Raw genomic sequence first — 23,204 nt, forward strand, 5'->3', positions numbered from 1 at the left:
GCCTATAGGCTGGCGCAATTCTCACTCAAAAGGGGGATAATCCCTTGGCTAGAGCCGCAAAGCCGATCGCGCCGGAGAGCGCACCGCCCGCCACGCCCAATCGCGAACGGCCGCCCGAGCCGCAGCGGTACAAGGCGTCGAAGGACGAGATGCTGGAGCTCTACAGGCAGATGCTCCTCATCCGCCGCTTCGAGGAAAAGGCGGGGCAGCTTTACGGCCTCGGCCTGATCGGCGGCTTCTGCCATCTCTATATCGGCCAGGAAGCGGTCGCGGTCGGCCTGCAATCGGCGCTGAAGCCGGGCCTCGACAGCGTCATCACCGGCTATCGCGATCATGGCCATATGCTCGCCTATGGTATCGACCCCAAGGTGATCATGGCCGAGCTGACCGGGCGCGAGGCTGGCATCAGCCGCGGCAAGGGCGGATCGATGCATATGTTCTCGGTCGACCATCGCTTTTACGGCGGCCACGGGATCGTCGGCGCGCAGGTGAGCCTCGGCACGGGCCTCGCCTTCAAGCACAAATATGCCGAGGATGGCGGGCTGTGCATGGCCTATTTCGGCGACGGCGCCGCGAACCAGGGCCAGGTCTATGAGAGCTTCAACATGGCGGAGCTCTGGAAGCTGCCGATCATCTTCGTGATCGAGAACAACCAATATGCGATGGGCACCAGCGTCAACCGCTCCTCAGCGGAAGACCAGCTTTATCGCCGCGGCGAGAGCTTCCGCATCCCCGGCATCCAGGTCGACGGCATGGACGTGCTGGCCTGCCGCGGCGCCGGCGAGACGGCGGCCAAATGGGTGCGCGCCGGCAAGGGACCCGTCATCCTCGAGATGAAGACCTACCGCTATCGCGGCCACTCGATGTCCGACCCGGCCAAGTATCGCAGCCGCGAGGAAGTCCAGTCGGTCCGCGAAAAGTCCGACCCGATCGACCACGCCGGCAAGGAGCTGGAGGCGATGGGCGTCAGCGAGGCGCAGCTCAAGGACATCGACAAGGACATCCGGCGGATCGTGGGCGAAGCGGCGGACTTCGCCGAAACCTCGCCCGAGCCGGCCGCGAACGAACTCTACACCGACGTGCTGGTGGAAACCTACTGATGGCGATCGAACTGAAAATGCCCGCGCTTTCCCCGACGATGGAGGAAGGCACGCTCGCCAAATGGCTGGTGAAAGTCGGCGACGAGGTGAAGTCCGGCGACATCCTCGCCGAGATCGAGACCGACAAGGCGACGATGGAGTTCGAGGCGGTCGACGAAGGCAAGATCGCGGAGATCGTCGTCCCCGAAGGCACCGACAATGTGAAGGTCGGAACCGTGATCGCGCGGATCGCGGGAGAAGGTGAGGTCAGCAGCCCCTCTCCCGCCAATGCGGGAGAGGGACAGGCGGGCGCAGCCCGCCAGGGTGAGGGCAGTCCCTCACCCTCCCAATCGCCCGATGGCGATCGGGCCCCTCCCTCTCCCGGAACGGGAGAGGGGGTAACGAAGCCGGCCGACCAGCAGACCGAGCCAACGCCCGAGCCCAAGCAGGTCGAAACCGGCGCGCGCAAGCTGTTCGAGGCGGCGACGCATGACGCGACCGTGCGCGAGTCCGAGGTTCCGGAGGGCACCGAGATGGTCCGCCAGACCGTCCGCGAGGCGCTGCGCGACGCGATGGCCGAGGAAATGCGCAAGGACGGCCGCGTCTTCGTGATGGGCGAGGAAGTCGCCGAATATCAGGGTGCGTACAAAGTGACGCAGGGCCTGCTCGACGAGTTCGGGCCGAAGCGCGTCATCGACACGCCCATCACCGAATATGGCTTTGCGGGCGTCGGCACCGGCGCGGCGATGGGCGGCCTGCGCCCGATCATCGAGTTCATGACGTTCAACTTCGCGATGCAGGCGATCGACCACGTCATCAACTCGGCCGCAAAGACCAACTATATGTCGGGCGGCCAGATGCGGTGCCCGATCGTGTTCCGCGGCCCCAACGGCGCAGCCTCGCGCGTCGCGGCGCAGCATTCGCAAAACTATGGGCCTTGGTACGCCAGCGTGCCGGGCCTGGTCGTGATCGCGCCTTATGACGCGGCCGACGCCAAGGGGCTGATGAAGGCGGCGATCCGCAGCGAAGACCCGGTCGTGTTCCTTGAAAACGAGCTGCTCTACGGCCGCAGCTTCGACGTGCCGAAGCTGGACGATTTCGTGCTGCCGATCGGCAAGGCGCGGATCATGCGGCCGGGCAACGACGTGACTCTGGTCAGCTATTCGATCGGCGTCGGCGTCGCGCTGGAAGCGGCGGAGCAGCTTGCCGGCGAGGGCATCGACGCCGAAGTGATCGACCTGCGCACGCTCCGCCCGCTCGACAAGCCGGCGGTGCTGAAGAGCCTTGCCAAGACCAATCGCATCGTCGTCGTCGAGGAAGGCTGGCCGACTTGCTCGATCGCATCCGAGATCGCCGCATTCGTGATGGAGGAAGGCTTCGACGACCTGGACGCGCCGGTGCTGCGCGTGGCGAACGAGGACGTGCCGCTTCCCTATGCCGCGAACCTTGAGAAAGCGGCGCTGATCGACGTGGCGCGGGTCGTCACGGCCGTGAAGAAGGTCTGCTATCGCTGACATCCCGCTTCCGGTCGATCCGGAGCGCGCGCTGTCGCTCGCCTACGCGCCTGCGCCGGCGAGAGCTGCGCTGTCGGCGCTGTGGCGGCTGGACGAGCAGCTCGGCGCGAGCATCGTGCGCACCGAAACGCCGGCCGTCGCGCAGATGCGGCTGGTCTGGTGGCATGACGCGCTGAAGACGCTGTGCACCGACCGGCCGGTCGATCCGATCCTTGTCACGCTTGCGGAGGCGCCCGGGATCGATCCGGAGGCGTTGCTGCCGCTGATCGATGGCTGGGAAGTCCTGCTCGAGCCGCTGCCGCTGTCGGAGGAGGCGCTCGCGACCTATGCCGGCGCGCGGGGCGGGACGCTGTTCGGGGTGGTGGCGACATTGCTTGGCGGTGATGCGGATGCATCGGAGCAGGCTGGGCGGGGCTGGGCCCTGGCCGATCTTGCTTTCCGGATCAGCGACCGCGTGACTGCGGAACGGGCACTCGCGCTGGCCGGGAGCGCGAGCCACGGACGCCTGCCCAAGCCTCTGGCAATCCTCGCCGCGCTGGCGCGTCGGGATGTGCGGCGCGGCCTCAATCGCCCGCGTCGGCAGGGTTCGCCGATGCGCGTCGCACGCGCAATGGTGGCGGGGTTGACGGGGCTCTGACCGCGCCTAAGCTCGCGGAAGAACAGGGGAGTTTCGATATGTGGCGGTTTCTTGCCGGCGTCGCGTCGGCGCTGTTGCTGTGCGGCGCGGGAATGGTGTGGTGGTCGAGCGGCAAGCACAGCTCGCCCCTGCTGTCCGCGATCGCGCCGCCGCTCGCCAGCGCGACCGAAGCGCCCGCCGAAGCTGCGACGCCTCCCGAGGCCGACGAACGCACCCGCGAGCAGAAGCGCTTCGACCGCTACGACAAGGACAAGAACGAGCTGATCTCAAACGACGAGTATTTCGCCAGCCGCCACAAGGCGTTCGCGAAGCTGGATGCGAATGGCGACGGGCGCCTCAGCTTCGAGGAATGGGCGAAAAAGACCATCGACAAATTCGGGGCCGCCGATGCGGACAAGTCGAAGACGCTGACCCGCGCCGAGTTCGCCACGACGAAGGTGGTGCGGAAGAGCCGGCCCAAACCGAACTGCCCGCCGCAGGCGCCGGCGAAGGAAGAGGATGAGGGCTAGAAAACTCCGTTCGTTTCGAGCGAAGTCGAGAAACGGTCAGGCTCGGAGCTCGCGCTTCTCGACTGCGCTCGAAGCAAACGGTTTTCTTCGATCCACCCTTCCAAATCCCTTTTCGCCCGTCCGGTCAGCGCCAGCTTCCGTTCGGCCTTTTTGGGCGCGCCTTCGACGGGCGGGAAAAGGCCGAAATTGACGTTCATCGGCTGATAGCTGTCCGCCTCCGCGCCGCCCGTGATGTGCCCGAGCAGCGCACCTAAGGCAGTCGTCCCAGGCGGCGGGGCAAGCGTCTGACCCGCCAGCTCTGCCGCCGCAAACCGCCCGGCCAGCAGCCCGATCGCGGCGCTTTCGACATAGCCTTCGCAGCCGGTGATCTGGCCGGCGAAGCGGATATGCCGCGCCGATTTCAGCCGCAGCGTGCCGTCCAGCAACTCGGGGGAGCGAATGAAGGTGTTGCGGTGCAGCCCGCCCAGCCGCGCGAAATCCGCATTTTGCAGCCCCGGAATGGTGCGGAACAGCCGCACCTGCTCGGCGTGCTTCAGCTTGGTCTGGAAGCCGACGATGTTCCAGAGCGTGCCCAGCGCATTGTCCTGGCGGAGCTGCACGACGGCGTAGGCGCCTTTGCCGGTGCGCGGGTTGCGCAGGCCGAACGGCTTCATCGGGCCGTGACGCAAGGTTTCCGGCCCGCGCGACGCCATCACTTCGATCGGCATGCAGCCTTCGAAATAGGGGGTGTTGCGCTCCCACTCCTTGAACTCGGTCTTGTCGCCGTCGATCAGCCCCTGGACGAAGGCCTGATACTGCTCCTTGTCGAGCGGGCAGTTGATGTAGTCGTGGCTGTCGCCCTTGTCCCATCTGGACTGGAACCAGGCGACGTCCATATCGATCGACTCGCGGTGCACGATCGGCGCGATCGCGTCGAAAAAGGCGAGGCTGTCGAGGCCTGTTGCCGCGCCGATCGAGCCGGCGAGTTGCGCCGCCGTCAGTGGACCCGTGGCGACGATGACCGGCTCCGACGCGGGCAAGGCATCCACCCGTTCGCGCACGATCTCGATATTCGGATGCCCGGCCAGCGCGGCCGTCACGCCGTCCGAAAAGCCGTCGCGGTCGACCGCCAGCGCCGATCCGGCCGGCACCCGGTGCCGGTCGCCTTCCCGCATGATCAACGAGCCGAGCGCCCGCATTTCGGCATGCAGCAGGCCGACCGCATTGTTGTCGGCATCGTCCGAGCGGAAGCTGTTCGAGCAGACCAGCTCCGCCAGCCCGTCGGTCTGATGCGCCGGCGTGCCCTCGACGCCGCGCATCTCCGACAGCCGCACGCGGAACCCCGCTTCGGCGAGCTGCCACGCCGCTTCGGAGCCCGCGAGCCCGCCGCCGATGATCCAGATGTCGTGTGTTGCCATGATCGGCCGGCGGATTAGGAGTGTCGCAAAGGGGAGGCAAGGTGAACGCGATCTTCGTGGCGGCACTGCTGGCGGGCCTCAGCTACTGGCTGGGCTCGAGACTGGCGCTCGACCCGGTGTTGCTCGCGGCGTGGAAAAGCGCCGGCGTCGCGCTGCTGGCCTTCTGGGCGGCCTCTCGCGCACGGAATACCGACGGATGGCTGCTTGCCGCGGTAATGGCGCTGGGAGCGACTGGCGATGTGCTGATCGAGCTCGCGGGCTTGCAGGCCGGGGCTGCCGCGTTTCTCGCCGGCCATATCGTCGCGATCACGCTCTACCTCCGCAACCGCGATGCCGAGCGTGGCTGGCGGCCGCTGTTTGCGATTCCGATGGTAATCGCCGTAGCAGCGTTGTTGCCGGCCGACCCGGCGGCGATGCCGCCCGTTGCGCTCTACAGCCTCGGCCTCGCGACGATGGCGGCCTGTGCCGCGATGAGCCGCTTTAATATAGCCGCGATCGGCGCCTGGCTGTTCGTGGCGTCGGATTTGCTGATCTTCGCGCGGCTCGGGCCGCTGGCCGGTTCGATCATTCCCGATCTGCTGGTCTGGCCGCTCTATTTCGGCGGTCAGGCAATGATCGCCTGGGACGTCAGCCGGCGAGCCTCCGCACCAGCGCCGCAACCGCGAGCAGAACCGGCAGCAGCACGATCGCCCAGATAAGGACGTTGCACACGCGCACCAGCGCCGGCGACTCGTCGAATCGCGCATCGTCCTCGGCTGTCAGCGGTGCGCGGCGCAGCGAGTCTTCGGCTTCCAGCCTGGCGAGATGGCGTCGGGCGCGGTCGAGCTCGCGCTGAAAGGCTGACGGTCCGGGCGGCTGCACGTCGGCGTCGTTCGCGGCCCGTGGATGCGGCCCCGGATTGGCGGCAGGCACGTTCGCCAAGGCAATCCTCCTTCCCCTGTTCTATATGGATCGTGACATAGCAAAGTTACGCGGAAAAGGGGATTCGAGATGCGCGTGTTCACAATCGGTTACGAGGGCGCGACCGTCGACGAGTTTCTGGCCGCCCTGCGTAGCGCCGGCGTCGAGCAGGTCGCGGACGTGCGGGCTATCGCGGCGTCGCGGCGGCCGGGCTTTGCCAAGACGTCTCTCGCCGCCAATCTGCGCGAGGCCGGGATCGGCTACCGCCACCTGCGCGCGCTAGGAACGCCGAAGCCGGGACGCGATGCCGCGAAGAAAGGCGACCGGGCGACGCTGGAGCGCGTCTATGCGGGCCAGCTCGAACTGCCTGAGGCGCAGGCGGAGGCCGAGGCTTTGAAGGAAATGGTGCGGGAGCGCCCTACGGCCTTGCTCTGTTTCGAGCGCGATCCGGCGATGTGCCATCGCTCGTTGCTGATCGCCGCCGCCATGCCGGATGCGGAAGTGACCGATCTTTTCGCCTAGGAAAACCTGCAAAAACAGCAGACGAGCACTGCCCGGTATAGTTAATGTCCCGTTGCCGGACATTTTGAAATACTAGGGTTAACACGTTCGTAGGAAAGAGATTCTTCGATTATATGTCCCCCTGCATCACATTTTGTGTGTTGAAGGGGTGAGACATGAAAACATCTGTTGCTTTCCTTACCGGGCTGTTCGCGATCGCCGCGGTTCCGGCGTCCGCAGCCACCACTGTTTCGTTCAACGGCGGCGCGGGTGACCTGCCCGCCGGCGTGACGGTCTTCCAGGATTTCGAGTCCTTCGCCGCCGGCTCGCCCGGCGCGGCGATCGGCCCGAACGCTTTCGTCTATGACGGCAGCGTCGGCGGCGAGTCGGCTCGCCCGGCCTATGGCAGCACCGGCAATTTCGGCACCGTGTTGACGGGCGGCAGCTACACCGTGGACTTCGGCGCGACCAACGCCTTCGCGTTCGTGCTAGGCTCGCTCGACACCTACAACACGCTGACGCTGAAGTATGAGGACGGCAGCAGCCAGGCCTATATCGGCGGCCAGATCATCAACGATCTGTCGTTCCCCAGCGGTGACCAGATCAGCGGCGAGACCAATGGCGTCGTCACGTATCGCGTCGTCGACGGCCCGCGTCTGGTTGGCGCGACGTTCACCTCGTCGCAGAACTCTTTCGAGTTCGACAACCTTGCGACGGCGGCGGTTCCCGAGCCGGCGACCTGGGCAATGATGCTCGGCGGCTTCGGCCTGATCGGCGCGGTCTCGCGCCGCCGGGCGCGGGCGACTGTCGCCTACGCCTAAGCTTCACCAGAGGGGGTGAGGGAGCGCCGCCGGCCCTGAACCGGCGGCGCTTTCTATTTGGCTTCGTTCCGTTCGCCGGCGTTCTCGACCAGCTCGCGCCAAAGCAGGATCAGCGCGGCCATCACCGCAGGGCCGATGAACAGGCCGAGCAGGCCGATCGTCTCGACGCCGCCCAGGATGCCGATCAGCACCCACAGGAAGGGGAGCCGCGTCGCGCCGCCGATCAGCACCGGCCGCACGAAATGGTCGGCAACGAAGACGACCACGGCAGCCACGACGACCACGGCCGTGGCGGCGGCCACCGCATCGTGGCTTAGCAGCATCAGCGCGACGGCGCCGATGGGCAGCACGACCGCGAAGGGGATCATCGCCGCGACCGCCGTCAGCGCCGCGAGCAGCACCGGGTGCGGCACGCCCGCAAACACATAGGCGATGCCGATCAGCACGCCTTCGCCGATGCCGACCAGCACCAGCCCGTCGATCGTGCCGCGCACCGATTTGACCATCTGCTCGCCTATGCGCTCGCCGGCCGGGCCGAACAGGCGTTGGCTGGCGTAACGCGCCTGGGCTGCGATCTCGTCCTGGTGGCGCAGCATGAAAAAGAAGGCGAGCAGCGTGAACAGGAACACGATGATCTTTTTGAGCGCGATGCTGCCGATCGCACGGGACTGCGCGATCACGTCCGGATCGCTCAGATGCCCGAACTGACGCCGCGCCGCTTCGGCAGTGCCGAGATTGCCGGCCCACCACTCGTCGATCCATTGGTGCGAGAAGGGCAGGCTGGCGATCCAGCTTGGCTCTGGAATGCCATATGCCTTCGCTGACGCGAGCCATAATGCCAGTTCGCCCGCCTCCCGCGCCGCGCGCAGGATGCCGAGCAAGAGCGGCACGATCACCGCCAGGCCAAGCGCAAGCGTGAACAGCAGCGGGAGCCAAAGGCGCTTGCCGGACGGCCAGCGCTCCTCCGCGCGGTAGTAAACGGGCGCGATCGCGATCGCGAGCACGATCGCCCAGAGCAAAGCCGGCAGGAACGGATGCGCGACCCATAGGCCAAGCAGGGCCAGCGCGACGACGAGCGACACGCGCAGCGTTCGCTGAAGCGCTGGCGAGCCTTCGATCATGCCGCCCGGTTGGCGACCAGATCGTCGACCACGCCGGGATCGGCCAGGGTGCTGGTATCGCCCAGATTGGAGATGTCGCCTTCCGCGATCTTGCGGAGGATGCGGCGCATGATCTTGCCCGACCGCGTCTTGGGCAGGCCGGGCGCGAACTGGATGACGTCGGGGCTGGCGATCGGGCCGATCTCGGTCCGCACCCAGGCGACCAGATCCTTGCGGAGCGCGTCGCTCGGCTCCTCGCCGGAATTCAGCGTCACATAGGCATAGATCCCCTGACCCTTGATGTCGTGGGGCATGCCGACGACCGCGGCTTCGGCGACCTTCGCATGCAGCACCAGCGCGCTTTCGACTTCGGCCGTGCCCATGCGGTGGCCGGAGACGTTCAGCACGTCGTCGACCCGGCCGGTGATCCAGTAATAGCCGTCCTCGTCGCGCCGGGCGCCGTCGCCGGTGAAGTATTTGCCGGGATAGGTGGTGAAATAGGTCTGGAAGAACCGGCCGTGATCGCCCCACACGGTGCGCATCTGGCCCGGCCAGCTCTTGGCGATGACGAGATTGCCCTCGGCCGCGCCCGTCAGCACCTCGCCTTCGGCATCGACGATCTGGGGGTCGACGCCCGGCAGCGGCCTGGTCGCGGAGCCCGGTTTCAGGTCGGTCGCGCCGGGCAGGGGGGCGATCAGCGCGCCGCCGGTTTCGGTCTGCCACCAGGTGTCCACGATCGGGCAACGGCCGCCGCCGACCACGTCGTGATACCAGCGCCACGCCTCCGGGTTGATCGGCTCGCCGACGGTGCCGAGCAGCTTTAGCGAGCCGCGGCTGGTGCGTTTCACATACTCGTCGCCCTCCCGCATCAGCGCGCGGAGCGCGGTCGGCGCGGTATAGAGGATCTCGATGCCGTGCCGGTCGATCACTTCCCAGATGCGGCTGGGCGTCGGCCAGTTCGGCACGCCCTCGAACATGACCGTGGTCGCGCCGTTGGCCAGTGGGCCGTAGAGAATATAGCTGTGGCCGGTCACCCAGCCGATATCGGCCGCGCACCAATAGATCGTGCCGGGCTTGTAATCGAACACCAGCTCATGGGTCAGGCTGACCCAGACGAGATAGCCGCCGGTGGTGTGCAGCACACCCTTGGGTTTCCCCGTCGAGCCCGAGGTATAGAGGATGAACAGCGGGTCCTCGGCGCCCATCGGCTCGGGCGGGCAATCGGCTTCGACGTCGCGCGCCGCCTCGTGATACCAGACGTCGCGGCCGTCCTGCATCGCGACGTCGCCGCCGGTCGCGCGGACGACGATCACTTTCTGCAGGCTGCTGGCATGGGCCGCCGAAGCATCGACATTGGCCTTCAATGGCACGCGTTTGCCGCCGCGCCGGCCTTCGTCGGCGGTGACGATGATCTTCGAATCGCAATCCTGGATGCGGCCCGCCAGCGCTTCCGGCGAGAAGCCGCCGAACACGACCGAATGGATGGCCCCGATCCGCGCGCAGGCGAGGATCGCGAATGCCGCCTCGGGGATCATCGGCATGTAGATGGTGACGCGGTCGCCTTTCTGGACGCCCTGGGCTTTCAGCACATTGGCGAAGCGGCAGACCTCGGCGTGGAGCTGGCGATAGGTAAAGCGCCGCGCTTCTTCGCCGGGTTCGTCCGGCTCCCACAGGATCGCGACCTGGTCGGGCCGGGTCTTCAGATGGCGGTCGATGCAGTTGGCGGATGCATTCAGCCGGCCGTCGACGAACCAGGTGATCCGGAAATCCTCTTCGCGGAACGACCAGTCGCCGGCGATCTCGGGCCGCTTGATCCAGTCGAGTCGGCGCGCCTGCTCCAGCCAGAAGCTGCCCGGATCGGCGAGCGAACGGCCGTAAAGCTGTGTGTATTTCTCGGCGTTCACCCGGGCGCGTTTCGCCCAGTCCTGCGGCACCGGATACAGATCGGCCATGCACTCCCCCTAAGAGCGTTTACCATTCTCTTTCGCGGTGCAGGGCGTGGAAGGCAAGGGGCGGCGGTGCGGCCGCCGCCCCGATATACTTATTCTGCAGGTGCTGCCGCGCCAGTGGGCATCGCGGCCGTGGCCGTGCCCGTGAACCAGCGGGCGAGAACCAGGCCGGCGGCGATGAACATGACCGCGTCGAACGTCGCGACCCACAGCCCATATTTCCAACTGAAGCCCATCCAGACCGGATCGCCCAGGTGCATGAACAGGGATGCGGCAATGCCGAACCACAGCACGGCGCGGCTCTTGCGGGCGAAATCGCCGCCGATCGCCTTCACGGCCAGCCCGATCAGAAAGGCCGTCACCAGCATATGGATGAATCCAGCAACCATCGATTGCGTCACGCTCGGCGAATCCCCGGCGGCGACGAAATTCACCACCGCACTCGGGCCGGCCATCCAGGCGGTCTCGTCCGCCGGGATCATGTAGGTGCCGCTATGGACCAGGCCTCCCCCCAGGGCCGATTGCAACGCCGATTGCGCGTTCGCGTCGAGCGCGTCGAACGCCAGCCCGCTGAAGACGCCGAAGAACAAGAAACCCAACGCATACATCACGACGGCGGCAGCCACGCTGCCAAGTGCCAATGACCGCATCTGGTCCTCCCCTGTCGCCGGCGCGGACCGATGCCGCGCCTTCCCCGCGACAGGCCTTTATACCCGGAAATCCGCCTGCACTCCAAATCAGCCGATGCTGTAGGGCACGACGTCGCGGCGGTCGGGGGCGATGCGGATCGCGCGGTCGGCGGGCGGGAAGGCGCGCTGGTCGCAATCGGGGCGCGGGCAGAGACGGCACGACACGCCGATCGGCGTCGCCCGCGCGCGCTCCACGTCCAGCCCGTCGGCATAGATGAAGTCGCGCGCATGGGCCGCCTCGCACCCCAAGGCGACGGCATAGCGGCGCGGGCTGCGGTCGTAGCGGCCCGACGGCTTCACCAGCCCCTTGGCCATCGAGACGTAACGGACGCCGTCGGGCGTCTCGGCGAGCTGGACGAGCACCCGGTCCGGGATCGCCGCCGCGTCGTGCACCACCCAGAGCGGGCAGGCGCCGCCGAAGCGCGCGAACTGCAGCCGGGTGGCCGAATGACGCTTGGTGATGTTGCCGGCCATGTCGACCCGGCAGAAGAAGAAGGGGATGCCGCGCGCGCCCGGCCGTTGCAGCGTCGAGAGCCGGTGGCAAGCCTGCTCGAAACTGACGCCGAAGTGGCGGGAGAGCCGGTCGATGTCGTGCCGGACCGCCCGTGCCGCGCTGCGGAACCGCTCATAGGGCATCAGCAGCGCGCCCGCCGCATAATTGGTGAGGCCGAGTGCGAGCAGCCGCCGCGCCTCGACGGAGCGCAGCGTGGCATTGTCCGCGATCGCCGCGATCTCGCCCCCCATTTCCAGCGCGACGAGCTGCCAGCCGAGCTGGAAACGCCGGCTTTCGGGCGGCAGCGCGGGGCCCAGCATCAGCACGCGCCGCGCCGCGTCGAAGCGGCGGATCGCCGCGGCCTCGATGTCCGCCAGTTCCTCGACGGCCACGCCGTGCCGGGCCGCCAGCCGCTCGGCCAGCGCGTCCGCCGATCCGCCGACCAGCTCGCCCGAAAGCTCCTCCGCACGCCGGTCGAGCAGATCGATATAGTTGCCCGCCTGGTGGAACCAGTCGCGGATCTCGTCCCAGGGCAGGCGTCCACCCTGGTCCGCGCCGGTGTCGATCGTCTCGTCGAGGATCTGCAGCCGCTCCTCGGCGGCGCGATAGGCGGCGTGGAGCGCGACCAGCCGGTCGGCAAGCTCCGGCTGCTGCTCCGCCAGCCGCGCGACCGCCTGCGCGTCCAGTCGGGCTTCCCCGAACAGCGGGTCGTCGAGCACCGCGCGCGTGGCGGCGAAGCGCCGCGCGCCATCGTCGGCATGCAGGCCTTCCAGGTCGAGCGGGAATTGCCGCCCCAACGCCGCCAGCACCGAGGACGTCAGCGGCCGGTCGTCATTCTCGAGCTGCGAGAGATAGGAGACGGACACTCCCAGCCGCCCCGCCATCGCGCCTTGCCCCAGCCCTTGCCGCAGGCGCAGGGCGCGGAGGCGCTGGCCGGCATAAAGTCTTCGCCCCATTGTGATCTCCGATCATTTGCAAACTCGGTCTTTGCAACTTCGCAACTCCACATTTGCGCAGACCCGCGAAGCCTGCAACAGGGCAACCATGCAGACCATTCTCGATGAACTCGAAAAGCGCCGGGCCGCGGCGCGGCTGGGCGGCGGACAGAAGCGCATCGACGCGCAGCATGCGAAGGGAAAGCTCACCGCCCGCGAGCGACTCGAAGTGCTGCTCGACGAAGGCTCGTTCGAAGAGCTCGATCTCTATGTCGAGCACAACTGCGTCGATTTCGGCATGCAGGATCAGGTGATCCCCGGCGACGGCGTCGTCACCGGATCGGGCACGGTCAACGGCCGCCTCGTCTTCGTGTTCAGCCAGGATTTCACCGTGTTTGGCGGCTCGCTGTCAGAGCGGCACGCGCAGAAAATCTGCAAGATCATGGATATGGCGCTGAAGGTCGGCGCGCCGGTGATCGGCCTCAACGACAGCGGCGGCGCCCGCATCCAGGAAGGCGTCGCCTCGCTCGGCGGCTATGCCGAGGTGTTCCAGCGCAACGTGCTCGCCTCGGGCGTGGTGCCGCAGCTCAGCCTGATCATGGGCCCCTGCGCGGGCGGCGCGGTCTATTCGCCGGCGATGACCGACTTCATCTTCATGGTGAAGGACTCGTCCTACATGTTCGTGACCGGCCCGGACGTGGTGAAGACCGTCACCAACGAGGTCGTGACGCAGGAGGAACTGGGCGGCGCGATCACCCACACCACCAAATCGGGCGTGGCAGACGTCGCGTTCGAGAACGACATCGACGCGCTGCTGGCCGCGCGCGACTTCATCGACTTCCTGCCGCTTTCCAACCGAGAGGATGTGCCGGAGCGGCCAACCACCGATCCTTGGGACCGTGCCGACGAGAGCCTCGACCTGCTGATCCCGGCCAGCGCCAACCAGCCTTACGACATGCACGAGCTGATCCGGAAAGTGCTCGACGAAGGCGACTTCTTCGAGCTGCAGCCGGCGCACGCGGGCAACATCATCATCGGCTTCGGCCGCATCGAGGGGCGCACCGTCGGCATCGTCGCCAACCAGCCGATGGTGCTGGCCGGCGTGCTCGACATCAACTCGGCGAAAAAGGCCGGCCGCTTCGTGCGTTTCTGCGACGCGTTCGACATTCCGATCGTGACCTTCGTCGACGTGCCGGGTTTCCTCCCCGGCGTCGCGCAGGAGCATAACGGCATCATCAAGCACGGCGCGAAATTGCTCTTCGCCTATGCCGAGGCGACCGTGCCCAAGATCACCGTCATCACCCGCAAGGCCTATGGCGGCGCCTATGACGTCATGGCCAGCAAGCATTTGCGCGGAGATTTGAACTACGCCTGGCCCACCGCCGAAATCGCCGTGATGGGCGCGAAGGGCGCGGTCGAGATCATCTTCCGTGGCAAGACACCCGAGGAAATCGCCGAACGCACCCGCGAATACGAAGCCCGCTTCGCCAACCCGTTCGTGGCGGCGAGCAAGGGCTTCATCGACGAAGTCATCATGCCGCACTCGACGCGCCGGCGGATCGCACTGGGGCTAAGGAAGCTGCGCAACAAGCAGCTCGAAAACCCGTGGAAGAAACATGACAATATCCCGCTCTAAGCCTTTTCCCCTCCCGCTCGCGGGAGGGGTAAGGGGAGGGCCTGAGCTGACGAAAATGGTGCTTGCAGGAAAGGCCCTCCCCCGGCCCCTCCCGCAGGCGGGAGGGGAGAAATGAAACTCGGCCGTCTGAACCATGTGGGTGTCGCCACCCCTTCGATCGAAAACTCGATCGCCTTCTACCGCGATGTGATGGGGGCGGAGGTGATCCGTGCGCCGTTCGACCTGCCGGCGCAAGGCGTGAAAGTGTGCTTCGTCGACACGCCGAACAGCCAGATCGAGCTGATCGAGCCCCTGGGCGAAAGCTCGCCGATCCACGGCTTTCTCGCCAAGAACCCGGCGGGCGGGCAGCACCATGTCTGCTATGAAGTGCCCGACATCCACGCCGCCAAGGCCTGGTTCGAGGGCAAGGGCTGCAAGGTGCTCGGCGAGCCGCGCATCGGCGCGCACGGTACGCTTATCTTCTTCGTGCACCCGAAGGACATGGGCGGCGTGCTGACCGAGATCATGGAGACGCCGAAGGAGGGGCAGCACTGATGTCGGGTTTCGAATCCATCCGCACCCGCCGAGAGGGCGATGTTCTCGTCGTTACCCTGAACCGTCCGGAGCGGCTGAACGCCGCACCGCCGGCGATGTTCGACGAAATCCGCGACGCGATCTCCAGCCTCGACGGCGCCCGCGCCGTGCTGATCGCGGGCGAGGGCAGGGCGTTCTGCTCGGGCGCGGATCTCGCATCAAACGCGCTCGCGCCCGGCGCCGATCCAGGCCAAGCCACCTATGAGGCGCTGACCAAACATTACAGCCCCGGGATGCTGGCAGTCGCCGAACTCGACGTGCCGGTCGTCTCCGCCGTGCGCGGGGCGGCCGCCGGTATCGGCTGTTCCCTCGCGCTCGCCGCCGATTTCACGGTGGCGAGCGAGACCGCCTATTTCCTGCAGGCCTTCGTCAATATCGGGCTGGTGCCGGACGGCGGCGCGAGCTGGATGCTGCCGCGCCTGATCGGCCGCGCCCGCGCCGCCGAAATGATGATGCTGGGCGAGCGGGTTCCTGCGGCCAAGGCGTTCGACTGGGGCATGGTCCACAAGGTCGTCGCCGACGATGTGCTCGACGCCGAAGCGCTGGAGCTGGCGCAGCGCCTCGCTGCCGGACCCACCCGCGCGCTCGGTGCCATGCGGCGCAATCTCCACGCGGCGCTGGACGGCTCCTATGTCGACGCACTCCAACGCGAAGCCGACGCTCAGCGCGACATGCGCGGTACGGAGGATTCGGCCGAAGGCGGTCTGGCGTTCCTGGAAAAGCGCAAGCCTGCGTTCAAGGGCCGGTGATCGGGTGATTTATGACTGACAAACCAACCCTCTCCGACTGGTCCGCGCTCGCCGCGAAGGAAGTGAAGGGCCGCGACCTGACTTGGCACACCCCGGAAGGGATCAACGTCAAGCCGCTCTACACGGCCGAGGATGTCGCGGGGTGGGAGCCGGGCCTTCCAGGCTTCGCGCCGTTCACCCGCGGCGTGCGCGCGTCGATGTACGCCGGCCGCCCCTGGACGATCCGCCAATATGCGGGCTTCTCCACCGCCGAGGAATCGAACGCCTTTTATCGCCGCAACCTCGCCGCCGGGCAGAAGGGCCTGTCGGTCGCCTTCGACCTCGCCACGCACCGCGGCTATGACAGCGACCATCCGCGTGTCGTCGGCGACGTCGGCAAGGCGGGAGTGGCGATCGACACGATCGACGACATGAAGATCCTGTTCGACGGCATCCCGCTCGATCAGATGTCGGTTTCGATGACGATGAACGGCGCGGTGATCCCGATCCTCGCCTTCTTCATCGTCGCGGGGGAAGAGCAGGGCGTCGACCGCAAGCTGCTCGACGGAACCATTCAGAACGACATTCTGAAGGAGTTCATGGTCCGCAACACTTACATCTACCCGCCCGAGCCGAGCATGCGGATCATCTCCGACATCTTCGGCTACACCTCGCGGGAGATGCCGAAGTTCAACTCGATCTCGATCTCCGGCTATCACATGCAGGAAGCTGGGGCGACGCAGGTTCAGGAACTGGCCTTCACCATCGCCGACGGCGCCGAATATGTGCGCTACGGCGTCGCCTCCGGCCTGGACATCGACAAGTTCGCCGGCCGCCTGAGCTTCTTCTTCGCGATCGGCATGAACTTTTTCATGGAAGTCGCGAAGCTGCGCGCCGCCCGCGTGCTGTGGTACCGGGTGATGACCAAGCTGGGCGCGCGCGACGAGCGCTCGAAGATGTTGCGCACGCATTGCCAGACCAGCGGCGTGTCGCTGACCGAGCAGGACCCGTACAACAACGTCATCCGCACAACGATCGAGGCGATGGCGGCGATGCTGGGCGGCACCCAGTCGCTGCACACCAACGCACTCGACGAAGCGATCGCGCTGCCCACCGACTTCTCCGCCCGGATCGCGCGCAACACGCAGATCGTGATCCAGGAAGAAACGGGGATGACGAAAGTCGTCGATCCGCTGGGCGGCTCCTATTATGTCGAGGCGCTGACGAAGCAGCTTGTCGATGCCGCGCAGGAAATCATCGACCGGGTCGAGGCGGAAGGCGGCATGGCCAAGGCGGTCGCCGCCGGCTGGCCCAAGGCGATGATCGAGGAAGCCGCCGCCGCGCGCCAGGCGCGGGTCGATCGCGGCGAGGACGTGATCGTAGGGGTGAACAAATACCGGCTCGCCAACGAAGATCTGCTGGAAACGCTGGAAGTCGACAACACCAAGGTGCGCGAGGCGCAGATCGCCCGGATCGAGCGGGTGAAGGCCGGGCGCGACGAAGCGAAATGCCAGGCCGCGCTCGACGCGCTTCGCAAGGGCGCCGCAGGCCCGGCGACGATCGAGAACAACCTGCTCGCACTCGCCGTCGAATGCGCCCGCGCCCGCGCGACACTGGGCGAGATCAGTGCGGCGATGGAGGAAAGCTTCGATCGCTACGGCACTGTGCCGACGCCGGTTAAAGGCGTCTATGCGGCGCCCTATAAGGACGACAGCCGCTGGGATCAGGTGGTGAACGGCGTCAAGGCCGTCGAGCGCCGGCTGGGGCGCAAGCCGAAACTGCTGGTCGCGAAGATGGGACAGGACGGGCACGACCGCGGCGCCAACGTCATCGCGTCCGCATTCGGCGACATGGGCTTCGACATCGTTTCCGGCCCGCTGTTCCAGACGCCCGAGGAGACGGTGGTGCTGGCGCTCGAAAGCGGCGTCGACGTGGTCGGCGCCTCCAGCCTCGCGGCCGGGCACAAGACCTTGATCCCCGAGCTGATCCAGCGGCTGCGCGACAAGGGCCGCAGCGACGTCAAGGTGATCGCCGGCGGCGTCATCCCGCCGCAGGATTACGAATTCCTCCGCAACGCCGGCGTGCAGGGGATTTACGGCCCCGGCTCCAATGTCGTCGAGTGCGCCGCCGACGTGCTGCGGCTGTTGGGGCACAACATGCCGCCGGAGAACTTGGCGGAGGCCGCGGAATGAGTGACGTGGTGACGGAAAATACAAACCCCTCCCCTTCAGGGGAGGGGCAAGGGGTGGGGGCGCGCGTCTGCGCGCCCAAAGGACTCATTGCCAAGTCACAGCCCCACCCCAACCCAGCATCAGGTGAACCGTCCCCCGGACGGTTCAGGTCAGTCCGGGGGACTGACCGACCTGATGCTCCTGAAGGGGAGGGGCTTGTCAGGACGGACTGGACCCGCGAGGAAATCCGCGCCCTTTTCGCGCTCCCGTTCACCGACCTCCTGTTCCGCGCCGCGACCGTCCACCGCCAGCACCACGCGCCGGACCAGATCCAGCTCTGCACTTTGCTGTCGATCAAGACCGGCGGCTGCCCGGAGGATTGCGGCTATTGCTCCCAGTCCGCGCATGCCGAGAGCGGCGTGAAGGCGACCAAGCTGATGGACGTGCGCTCCGTCCTGCAGATGGCGGCGCAGGCGAAAGATGCGGGCTCGCAGCGTTTCTGCATGGGCGCGGCCTGGCGCAACCCTAAGGACAAGGACATGCCCGCCATCGTCGAGATGGTGAAGGGCGTGCGCGACATGGGCCTCGAGACCTGCATGACGCTCGGCATGCTGACGCCCTCCCAGGCGCAGACGCTCGCCGATGCGGGTCTCGATTACTACAACCACAATATCGACAGCAGCCCGGAATATTATGAGCGGGCGATCACCACCCGCACCATGGCGGACCGTCTCGATACGCTCGCGCATGTGCGGGGCGCCGGGATCAATGTCTGCTCGGGCGGCATCGTCGGTATGGGCGAGACCCGCGAGGACCGGGTCGGCTTCATTCACACGCTGGCGACGCTGGAGCGGCATCCGGAAAGCGTGCCGGTCAACGCGCTGGTGCCGGTGAAGGGCACGGTGCTGGGCGACATGCTGGCCGACACGCCGCTCGCCAAGATCGACGACATCGAGTTCGTCCGCACCGTCGCCGTCGCGCGCATCACCATGCCGATGAGCATGGTGCGGCTGAGCGCGGGCCGCGAGAGCATGTCGGAAGCGACGCAAGCGCTCTGCTTCCTCGCCGGCGCGAACAGCATCTTCACCGGCGATAAATTGCTGACCGCCCCGAATGCTGGCGACGACAAGGATGCCGCCCTGCTCGCCAAACTCGGCCTAGCGCCGCTGGAAGGGGGAGAGCCGATGCGGGTGGCTGCTGAGTGAGGAAACATGCGGGGCTCGTCCTGGCGATATTCAGCGCCTTCTGGATCGGCTGGATTGCACTCGAACTGCTGGGCAGTGTGATGGGCGACTGCGACTACGCCGGTAATGCCGATTGCAAAGCGATGAAGGACTATGCCCCAGCACTGATCTTCTGGAGAGGGCTGGCCGTCGAGTTGGCCGCTTCGGTCATCTATCTCACGATACGGAAACGCTAATGTTCAAGAAAATCCTGATCGCCAATCGCGGCGAGATTGCGTGCCGGGTGATCCGGACAGCCAAGAAAATGGGCATCCAGACGGTCGCGGTCTATTCTGACGCCGATGCGCGCGCGCCTCATGTGATGATGGCGGACGAGGCCGTGCGGCTGGGGCCGCCGGCAGCCTCGGAAAGCTATCTGAAAGCCGACCTGATCCTGCTCGCCTGCAAGGAAACCGGCGCGGAGGCGGTGCATCCGGGCTATGGCTTCCTGTCGGAGCGGACCAGCTTCGCGCAGTTGCTGGCGGACAACGGCATCGCCTTCATCGGGCCGCCGCCGAACGCCATCGCGGCGATGGGCGACAAGATCGAGTCGAAGAAGCTTGCGAGCGCAGCCGGCGTCAACGTTGTCCCCGGCTATCTGGGCGAGATCGCCGACACCGACGAGGCGGTGCGGATCGCGTCGGACATCGGCTATCCGGTAATGATGAAGGCGTCGGCCGGCGGCGGCGGCAAGGGCATGCGCCTTGCCTGGTCCGAACAGGACGTGCGCGAAGGTTTCGAGGCGACCAAGCGCGAAGGCCTCGCCAGCTTCGGCGACGACCGCGTGTTCATCGAGAAGTTCATCGAAAGCCCGCGCCACATCGAAATCCAGGTGCTGGGCGACCAGCATGGCAACATCGTCTATCTCAACGAGCGCGAATGCTCGGTGCAGCGCCGCCACCAGAAGGTAGTCGAGGAAGCGCCGTCGCCCTTCGTCACGCCCGAAATGCGCAAGGCGATGGGCGAGCAGGCGGTCGCGCTGGCCCGCGCTGTCGGCTACTACAGCGCCGGCACCGTCGAGCTGATCGTCTCCGGCGCCGACACGACCGGCAAGAGCTTCTACTTCCTTGAGATGAACACGCGCCTGCAGGTCGAGCATCCGGTGACGGAAGCGATCACCGGGCTCGATCTCGTCGAGCAGATGATCCGCATTGCCGCGGGCGAGCCGCTGGGTTTCTCTCAGGCCGAGGTGAAGCTGAACGGCTGGGCGATTGAGAACCGGGTGTATGCGGAGGATCCGTATCGGGGTTTTTTGCCGAGCACCGGGCGGCTGGTGCGGTATCGCCCGCCGGTCATTGCGAGGAGCGAAGCGACGAAGCAATCCAGCGGCTCCGACTCTGGATTGCTTCGCTCCGCTCGCAATGACGAGCCCTACACCCGCGTCGACGATGGCGTGCGCGAGGGTGGCGAAGTCTCGATGTTCTACGACCCGATGATCGCCAAGCTGATCACCTGGGCGCCGACGCGTGAGGAAGCGATCGACGAACAGATCGCCGCGCTCGACCGGTTCGAGATCGATGGCCCCGGCCACAATATCGATTTCCTGTCCGCACTGATGCAGCACCCGCGCTTCCGCTCGGGCGCGCTGACCACCGGCTTCATTGCCGAGGAATATCCGGAAGGATTTACCGGCGCGCCCGCGTCGGACGCGCTTACGGAAGGCCTGGCTGCGATCGCCGCGATGGTCGGGCTCGAGGCCGCGGTGCATGGCGGCGCGATCAACGGGCAGTTGAACGGCGCCCCGGAAGTCGCCGCGGAGCGCGTCGTCCGCATCGGCGGGCGGGACCGGCACGTCAGCTTCGATGAGGACGATGACGGCCTGATCGCTACGATCGACGGCGAGACGACGATCCATCTCGGCGGTGAATGGGAGCCGGGGCAGGCGCTGTTCGAAGGCACGCTGGACGGCCAGCCGATCGCAGTTCGCGTCGCACGCCAAGGCCGCAAGTGGAAGCTCACCACGCGCGGCGCCTCGCATGTCGTCGATGTGTGGCCACCGCACGTTGCCGCGCTCGCGCGACACATGATCGAGAAGGTGCCGCCCGACCTCTCGAAGTTCCTCCTCTGCCCGATGCCGGGCCTGCTCGTCTCGCTGAACGTTGGCGAGGGCGACAAGGTCGAGGCCGGTCAGCCGCTAGCGGTGGTCGAGGCGATGAAAATGGAAAACATCCTCCGCGCCGAAAAATCCGGCACGGTGAAGCGCGTCGACGCCAAGCCGGGTGACAGCCTTGCGGTGGACGCCGTCATTCTGGAAATGGAATAGCCTTTCCGTCACCCCGGCCTTGAGCCGGGGTCCCGCTTTTCCTGAGGGAACAAGCGGGATGCCGGATCAAGTCCGGCATGACGGGGGAGAGGTTAGGCCACAGGCTCCTGCCGCTCCGCGAGCTTCCTTTCCCACGCCAGCGCATCGGCGATGATGGTGTCGAGATTATCGCGCTTCGGCCGCCAGGGCAGGGTGGAGAGGATGCGGCTGTTGTCGGCGACCAGGATCGGCGGATCGCCGGCGCGGCGCGGCTCGATGCGGCGCTCGATCGTCATGTTGGTGACGCGGTCGACGGCGTCGAGCACTTCCAGCACGGTCGATCCGGTGCCGTAGCCGACGTTCATCGTATAGTTGGTGCCGGGATTGGCGATCAGCGCCTCCAGCGTGTCGACATGCGCGGCCGCCAAGTCGCTGACATGGATATAGTCGCGCATGCCGGTGCCGTCGCGCGTGTCGTAATCGGTGCCGAACACGGCGACATGACCGCGCTTGCCCGTCGCCGCTTCCACCGCGACCTTGATCAGATGCGTCGCGCCTTCGGTGGACTGGCCCGATCGTCCCTGCGGGTCGGCGCCGGCGACGTTGAAGTAACGCAGCACGCCGTAGCTGAACGGGTGCGCGGCGGCGACATCGGCCAGCATCAGCTCCGTCATCAGCTTGGACTTGCCGTAGGGGTTGATCGGCTGGAGCGGAAAGTCCTCGCGGATCGGCCAGCGCTCCACGATTCCGTAGAGCGTCGCGGTCGAGGAAAAGATGAAGTTCGGCACGCCGCAAGCCACCGCACTCTCGATCAGCGAGCGCGAGGCGGCGGTGTTGTTCTTGTAATATTTCAGCGGGTTCTCGACCGACTCCGGCACGATGATCGAACCGGCGAAATGCATGATCGCGTGGATATCCTGCTGGCGCAGCGTATCGCGCACGAGCTCGTCGTCGTCGATCGCGCCCTGCACGAACGTCGCGCGGGGATCGACCGCCCAGCGAAAGCCGGTGGTCAGATTGTCGATGACGACAACCGGATAGCCGGCGTCGAGCAGGGCAAGCACGGCATGGCTGCCGATGTAACCGGCGCCGCCGGTCACGAGTATTGTCGGTTTGTTCATGGGTCCCCTTAGGTCGTGCGGTTGACGCAATAAAGCCCGCGCCACATTGCGGGTTCCCGCGCGTTAGGAGATCCGATGACTCGCCTGTTCCACATCAGCGACGTGCATTTCGGGTGCGAGGACCCAGAGGCGCTGGAATGGGTGAAGGAACGGATCGAGGCCGAGAAGCCCGACGCCGTTGCGCTGACCGGCGACCTGACGATGCGGGCGAGGCATCGCGAGTTTCGCGCCGCATGTTCGTGGATCCAATCGCTAGCGGTGCCGGTGACGGTCGAGGTCGGCAATCACGATCTGCCTTATTTCAACCTGATCGAGCGGTTCGTCGCACCGTATCATCGTATTCGCGGGATCGAGCGGCTCGTCGAACGCGAGTTGAACCTGGCCGGAATCGCGATCGTGCCGCTGAAGACGACGGCGCGGGCGCAGTGGCGGCTGAACTGGTCGCTCGGCTATGTCGGCCACCGCGCGCTGGCCCGGACGCTGCAAGGGATTGCGGACCTGCCCGAACGCAAGGTCGTGCTGGTCACTGCGCACCACCCGCTGGTCGAGGCGAACACCCGCGGCAAGGCGCTGACGAGGGGCGGGGAGAGGGCCTTGGCGGCTCTGGCGGGGGCTGGCGTGACGGCCGTGCTCAGCGGCCACGTCCATGACCCGTTCGACCTGATCAAGGAAACGGCGAACGGACCGATCCGGATGATCGGCGCGGGCACGCTATCGCTGCGCATCCGTTCGACACCGCCGAGCTTCAACGAGATCACGATCGCGGACGGCGCGGTGCAGGTGAAGGTCCGCACCTTCGGGGAGAATATCCCGACGCCGGCAATGCAGATCGACGCGGTTCCGCAGAATGCGCAGCCGCGGCCAGGCGAACCGGTCGCGCCTGTGGCGGTAAATGCACCTCTCCCATAGGGAGGTCGAGTCAGCGCTTGCGCTGACCGGGTGAGGGGATCGTGCGCTTCCGGAGAGTTTCGATCCCCTCACCCCGC

Annotated in this window: 22 protein-coding genes; 15 read left to right on the plus strand and 7 right to left on the minus strand. The window is 66.5% G+C overall.

Annotation, left to right across the window (positions count from 1 at the left end):
* Window positions 1-44: 44 nt before the first annotated feature.
* Genes pdhA through ACFSCW_RS05380 form a run of 4 tightly spaced genes read left to right on the plus strand, consistent with a single transcriptional unit; the run spans window position 45 to window position 3,739 of the window.
* Window positions 45-1,100, plus strand: coding sequence for a pyruvate dehydrogenase (acetyl-transferring) E1 component subunit alpha (gene pdhA / locus ACFSCW_RS05365; RefSeq protein WP_380887651.1), 1,056 nt, complete (start codon window positions 45-47; stop codon window positions 1,098-1,100).
* Window positions 1,100-2,593 (plus strand): pyruvate dehydrogenase complex E1 component subunit beta, encoded by a 1,494-nt coding sequence (locus ACFSCW_RS05370; protein ID WP_380887653.1) that lies wholly within the window; start codon window positions 1,100-1,102, stop codon window positions 2,591-2,593. The genes pdhA and ACFSCW_RS05370 overlap by 1 nt, the downstream gene beginning before the upstream one ends.
* A 1-nt stretch (window position 2,594) precedes the next feature.
* Window positions 2,595-3,230 (plus strand): squalene/phytoene synthase family protein, encoded by a 636-nt coding sequence (locus ACFSCW_RS05375; protein ID WP_380890017.1) that lies wholly within the window; start codon window positions 2,595-2,597, stop codon window positions 3,228-3,230.
* Between the two features lie 38 nt (window positions 3,231-3,268).
* The gene (locus tag ACFSCW_RS05380; protein WP_380887655.1) at window positions 3,269-3,739 is read left to right on the plus strand and encodes an EF-hand domain-containing protein; all 471 of its coding nucleotides are present in this window, start codon (window positions 3,269-3,271) and stop codon (window positions 3,737-3,739) included.
* Here ACFSCW_RS05380 and trmFO read toward each other — a convergent pair.
* The gene (trmFO, locus tag ACFSCW_RS05385; RefSeq protein ID WP_380887657.1) at window positions 3,736-5,136 is read right to left on the minus strand and encodes a methylenetetrahydrofolate--tRNA-(uracil(54)-C(5))-methyltransferase (FADH(2)-oxidizing) TrmFO; all 1,401 of its coding nucleotides are present in this window, start codon (window positions 5,134-5,136) and stop codon (window positions 3,736-3,738) included. The genes ACFSCW_RS05380 and trmFO overlap by 4 nt on opposite strands.
* Window positions 5,137-5,177: 41 nt before the next feature.
* Here trmFO and ACFSCW_RS05390 point away from each other — a divergent pair, with 41 nt between their 5' ends.
* Window positions 5,178-5,834 carry a lysoplasmalogenase family protein gene (locus ACFSCW_RS05390; protein WP_380887659.1) on the plus strand — a complete coding sequence of 219 codons (657 nt, stop codon included), beginning with the start codon at window positions 5,178-5,180 and terminating at the stop codon, window positions 5,832-5,834.
* Here the strand turns inward: ACFSCW_RS05390 and ACFSCW_RS05395 are convergent.
* Window positions 5,764-6,057: a hypothetical protein gene (locus tag ACFSCW_RS05395; protein ID WP_380887661.1), complete on the minus strand. Its 294-nt coding sequence runs from the start codon at window positions 6,055-6,057 to the stop codon at window positions 5,764-5,766. The genes ACFSCW_RS05390 and ACFSCW_RS05395 overlap by 71 nt on opposite strands.
* A 69-nt stretch (window positions 6,058-6,126) precedes the next feature.
* On the opposite strand from ACFSCW_RS05395, the gene ACFSCW_RS05400 reads away from it, so the two are divergent.
* Window positions 6,127-6,558: a DUF488 domain-containing protein gene (locus ACFSCW_RS05400; protein WP_380887663.1), complete on the plus strand. Its 432-nt coding sequence runs from the start codon at window positions 6,127-6,129 to the stop codon at window positions 6,556-6,558.
* 155 nt (window positions 6,559-6,713) lie between these two features.
* Window positions 6,714-7,358: a PEPxxWA-CTERM sorting domain-containing protein gene (locus ACFSCW_RS05405; RefSeq protein WP_380887665.1), complete on the plus strand. Its 645-nt coding sequence runs from the start codon at window positions 6,714-6,716 to the stop codon at window positions 7,356-7,358.
* Between the two features lie 53 nt (window positions 7,359-7,411).
* Here the strand turns inward: ACFSCW_RS05405 and ACFSCW_RS05410 are convergent, their stop codons facing one another.
* The 4 genes from ACFSCW_RS05410 to ACFSCW_RS05425 form a co-directional block, all read right to left on the minus strand.
* Entirely contained in the window at window positions 7,412-8,479 is a 1,068-nt protein-coding gene (locus ACFSCW_RS05410; RefSeq protein WP_380887667.1) for an AI-2E family transporter, read from the minus strand.
* Entirely contained in the window at window positions 8,476-10,410 is a 1,935-nt protein-coding gene (gene acs / locus ACFSCW_RS05415) for an acetate--CoA ligase (RefSeq protein ID WP_380887669.1), read from the minus strand. The genes ACFSCW_RS05410 and acs overlap by 4 nt, the downstream gene beginning before the upstream one ends.
* A gap of 89 nt (window positions 10,411-10,499) precedes the next feature.
* On the minus strand, window positions 10,500-11,057 hold the full coding sequence (locus ACFSCW_RS05420) for a hypothetical protein (protein ID WP_380887671.1): 558 nt from the start codon (window positions 11,055-11,057) through the stop codon (window positions 10,500-10,502).
* 87 nt (window positions 11,058-11,144) lie between these two features.
* The gene (locus ACFSCW_RS05425; RefSeq protein WP_380887673.1) at window positions 11,145-12,545 is read right to left on the minus strand and encodes a helix-turn-helix domain-containing protein; all 1,401 of its coding nucleotides are present in this window, start codon (window positions 12,543-12,545) and stop codon (window positions 11,145-11,147) included.
* A gap of 88 nt (window positions 12,546-12,633) precedes the next feature.
* Between ACFSCW_RS05425 and ACFSCW_RS05430 the strand changes: the two genes are divergently transcribed.
* The 7 genes from ACFSCW_RS05430 (at window position 12,634) to ACFSCW_RS05460 (ending at window position 21,118) form a co-directional block, all read left to right on the plus strand.
* Window positions 12,634-14,160: an acyl-CoA carboxylase subunit beta gene (locus ACFSCW_RS05430; protein ID WP_380887675.1), complete on the plus strand. Its 1,527-nt coding sequence runs from the start codon at window positions 12,634-12,636 to the stop codon at window positions 14,158-14,160.
* Window positions 14,161-14,271: 111 nt separating this feature from the next.
* Complete coding sequence (mce, locus tag ACFSCW_RS05435) at window positions 14,272-14,694, plus strand: methylmalonyl-CoA epimerase (RefSeq protein ID WP_380887677.1); 423 nt, start codon at window positions 14,272-14,274, stop codon at window positions 14,692-14,694.
* Window positions 14,694-15,482: an enoyl-CoA hydratase-related protein gene (locus tag ACFSCW_RS05440; RefSeq protein WP_380887679.1), complete on the plus strand. Its 789-nt coding sequence runs from the start codon at window positions 14,694-14,696 to the stop codon at window positions 15,480-15,482. Before mce ends, ACFSCW_RS05440 begins: the two co-directional genes overlap by 1 nt.
* Before the next feature lie 11 nt (window positions 15,483-15,493).
* Window positions 15,494-17,653: a methylmalonyl-CoA mutase gene (scpA, locus tag ACFSCW_RS05445; RefSeq protein ID WP_380887681.1), complete on the plus strand. Its 2,160-nt coding sequence runs from the start codon at window positions 15,494-15,496 to the stop codon at window positions 17,651-17,653.
* A 53-nt stretch (window positions 17,654-17,706) separates the two neighbouring features.
* Window positions 17,707-18,837 carry a biotin synthase BioB gene (bioB, locus tag ACFSCW_RS05450; RefSeq protein WP_380887683.1) on the plus strand — a complete coding sequence of 377 codons (1,131 nt, stop codon included), beginning with the start codon at window positions 17,707-17,709 and terminating at the stop codon, window positions 18,835-18,837.
* Window positions 18,834-19,052 (plus strand): hypothetical protein, encoded by a 219-nt coding sequence (locus tag ACFSCW_RS05455; RefSeq protein ID WP_380887685.1) that lies wholly within the window; start codon window positions 18,834-18,836, stop codon window positions 19,050-19,052. The genes bioB and ACFSCW_RS05455 overlap by 4 nt, the downstream gene beginning before the upstream one ends.
* A complete protein-coding gene (locus tag ACFSCW_RS05460; protein ID WP_380887687.1) occupies window positions 19,052-21,118 on the plus strand; it encodes an ATP-binding protein in 2,067 nt (688 codons plus the stop codon). Before ACFSCW_RS05455 ends, ACFSCW_RS05460 begins: the two co-directional genes overlap by 1 nt.
* Window positions 21,119-21,210: 92 nt before the next feature.
* Here the strand turns inward: ACFSCW_RS05460 and galE are convergent, their stop codons facing one another.
* Entirely contained in the window at window positions 21,211-22,218 is a 1,008-nt protein-coding gene (galE, locus tag ACFSCW_RS05465) for a UDP-glucose 4-epimerase GalE (RefSeq protein WP_380887689.1), read from the minus strand.
* Window positions 22,219-22,293: 75 nt separating this feature from the next.
* Here galE and ACFSCW_RS05470 point away from each other — a divergent pair, with 75 nt between their 5' ends.
* The gene (locus tag ACFSCW_RS05470) at window positions 22,294-23,127 is read left to right on the plus strand and encodes a metallophosphoesterase family protein (protein WP_380887691.1); all 834 of its coding nucleotides are present in this window, start codon (window positions 22,294-22,296) and stop codon (window positions 23,125-23,127) included.
* Window positions 23,128-23,204: the final 77 nt, after the last annotated feature.

Source organism: Sphingomonas tabacisoli (genome assembly GCF_042678385.1).
Lineage (GTDB): Bacteria > Pseudomonadota > Alphaproteobacteria > Sphingomonadales > Sphingomonadaceae > Sphingomonas_B > Sphingomonas_B tabacisoli.

Bases quoted from the DNA above. Each gene is read 5' to 3' on its own strand.
- ACFSCW_RS05400 (WP_380887663.1), top strand. From the start codon at position 6,127: ATGCGCGTGTTCACAATCGGTTACGAGGGCGCGACCGTCGACGAGTTT.
- ACFSCW_RS05425 (WP_380887673.1), bottom strand. From the start codon at position 12,545: ATGGGGCGAAGACTTTATGCCGGCCAGCGCCTCCGCGCCCTGCGCCTG.
- ACFSCW_RS05380 (WP_380887655.1), top strand. From the start codon at position 3,269: ATGTGGCGGTTTCTTGCCGGCGTCGCGTCGGCGCTGTTGCTGTGCGGC.
- trmFO (WP_380887657.1), bottom strand. From the start codon at position 5,136: ATGGCAACACACGACATCTGGATCATCGGCGGCGGGCTCGCGGGCTCC.
- ACFSCW_RS05420 (WP_380887671.1), bottom strand. From the start codon at position 11,057: ATGCGGTCATTGGCACTTGGCAGCGTGGCTGCCGCCGTCGTGATGTAT.
- ACFSCW_RS05405 (WP_380887665.1), top strand. From the start codon at position 6,714: ATGAAAACATCTGTTGCTTTCCTTACCGGGCTGTTCGCGATCGCCGCG.
- galE (WP_380887689.1), bottom strand. From the start codon at position 22,218: ATGAACAAACCGACAATACTCGTGACCGGCGGCGCCGGTTACATCGGC.
- acs (WP_380887669.1), bottom strand. From the start codon at position 10,410: ATGGCCGATCTGTATCCGGTGCCGCAGGACTGGGCGAAACGCGCCCGG.
- ACFSCW_RS05430 (WP_380887675.1), top strand. From the start codon at position 12,634: ATGCAGACCATTCTCGATGAACTCGAAAAGCGCCGGGCCGCGGCGCGG.
- ACFSCW_RS05440 (WP_380887679.1), top strand. From the start codon at position 14,694: ATGTCGGGTTTCGAATCCATCCGCACCCGCCGAGAGGGCGATGTTCTC.
- ACFSCW_RS05460 (WP_380887687.1), top strand. From the start codon at position 19,052: ATGTTCAAGAAAATCCTGATCGCCAATCGCGGCGAGATTGCGTGCCGG.
- ACFSCW_RS05470 (WP_380887691.1), top strand. From the start codon at position 22,294: ATGACTCGCCTGTTCCACATCAGCGACGTGCATTTCGGGTGCGAGGAC.
- scpA (WP_380887681.1), top strand. From the start codon at position 15,494: ATGACTGACAAACCAACCCTCTCCGACTGGTCCGCGCTCGCCGCGAAG.
- ACFSCW_RS05410 (WP_380887667.1), bottom strand. From the start codon at position 8,479: ATGATCGAAGGCTCGCCAGCGCTTCAGCGAACGCTGCGCGTGTCGCTC.
- ACFSCW_RS05370 (WP_380887653.1), top strand. From the start codon at position 1,100: ATGGCGATCGAACTGAAAATGCCCGCGCTTTCCCCGACGATGGAGGAA.
- mce (WP_380887677.1), top strand. From the start codon at position 14,272: ATGAAACTCGGCCGTCTGAACCATGTGGGTGTCGCCACCCCTTCGATC.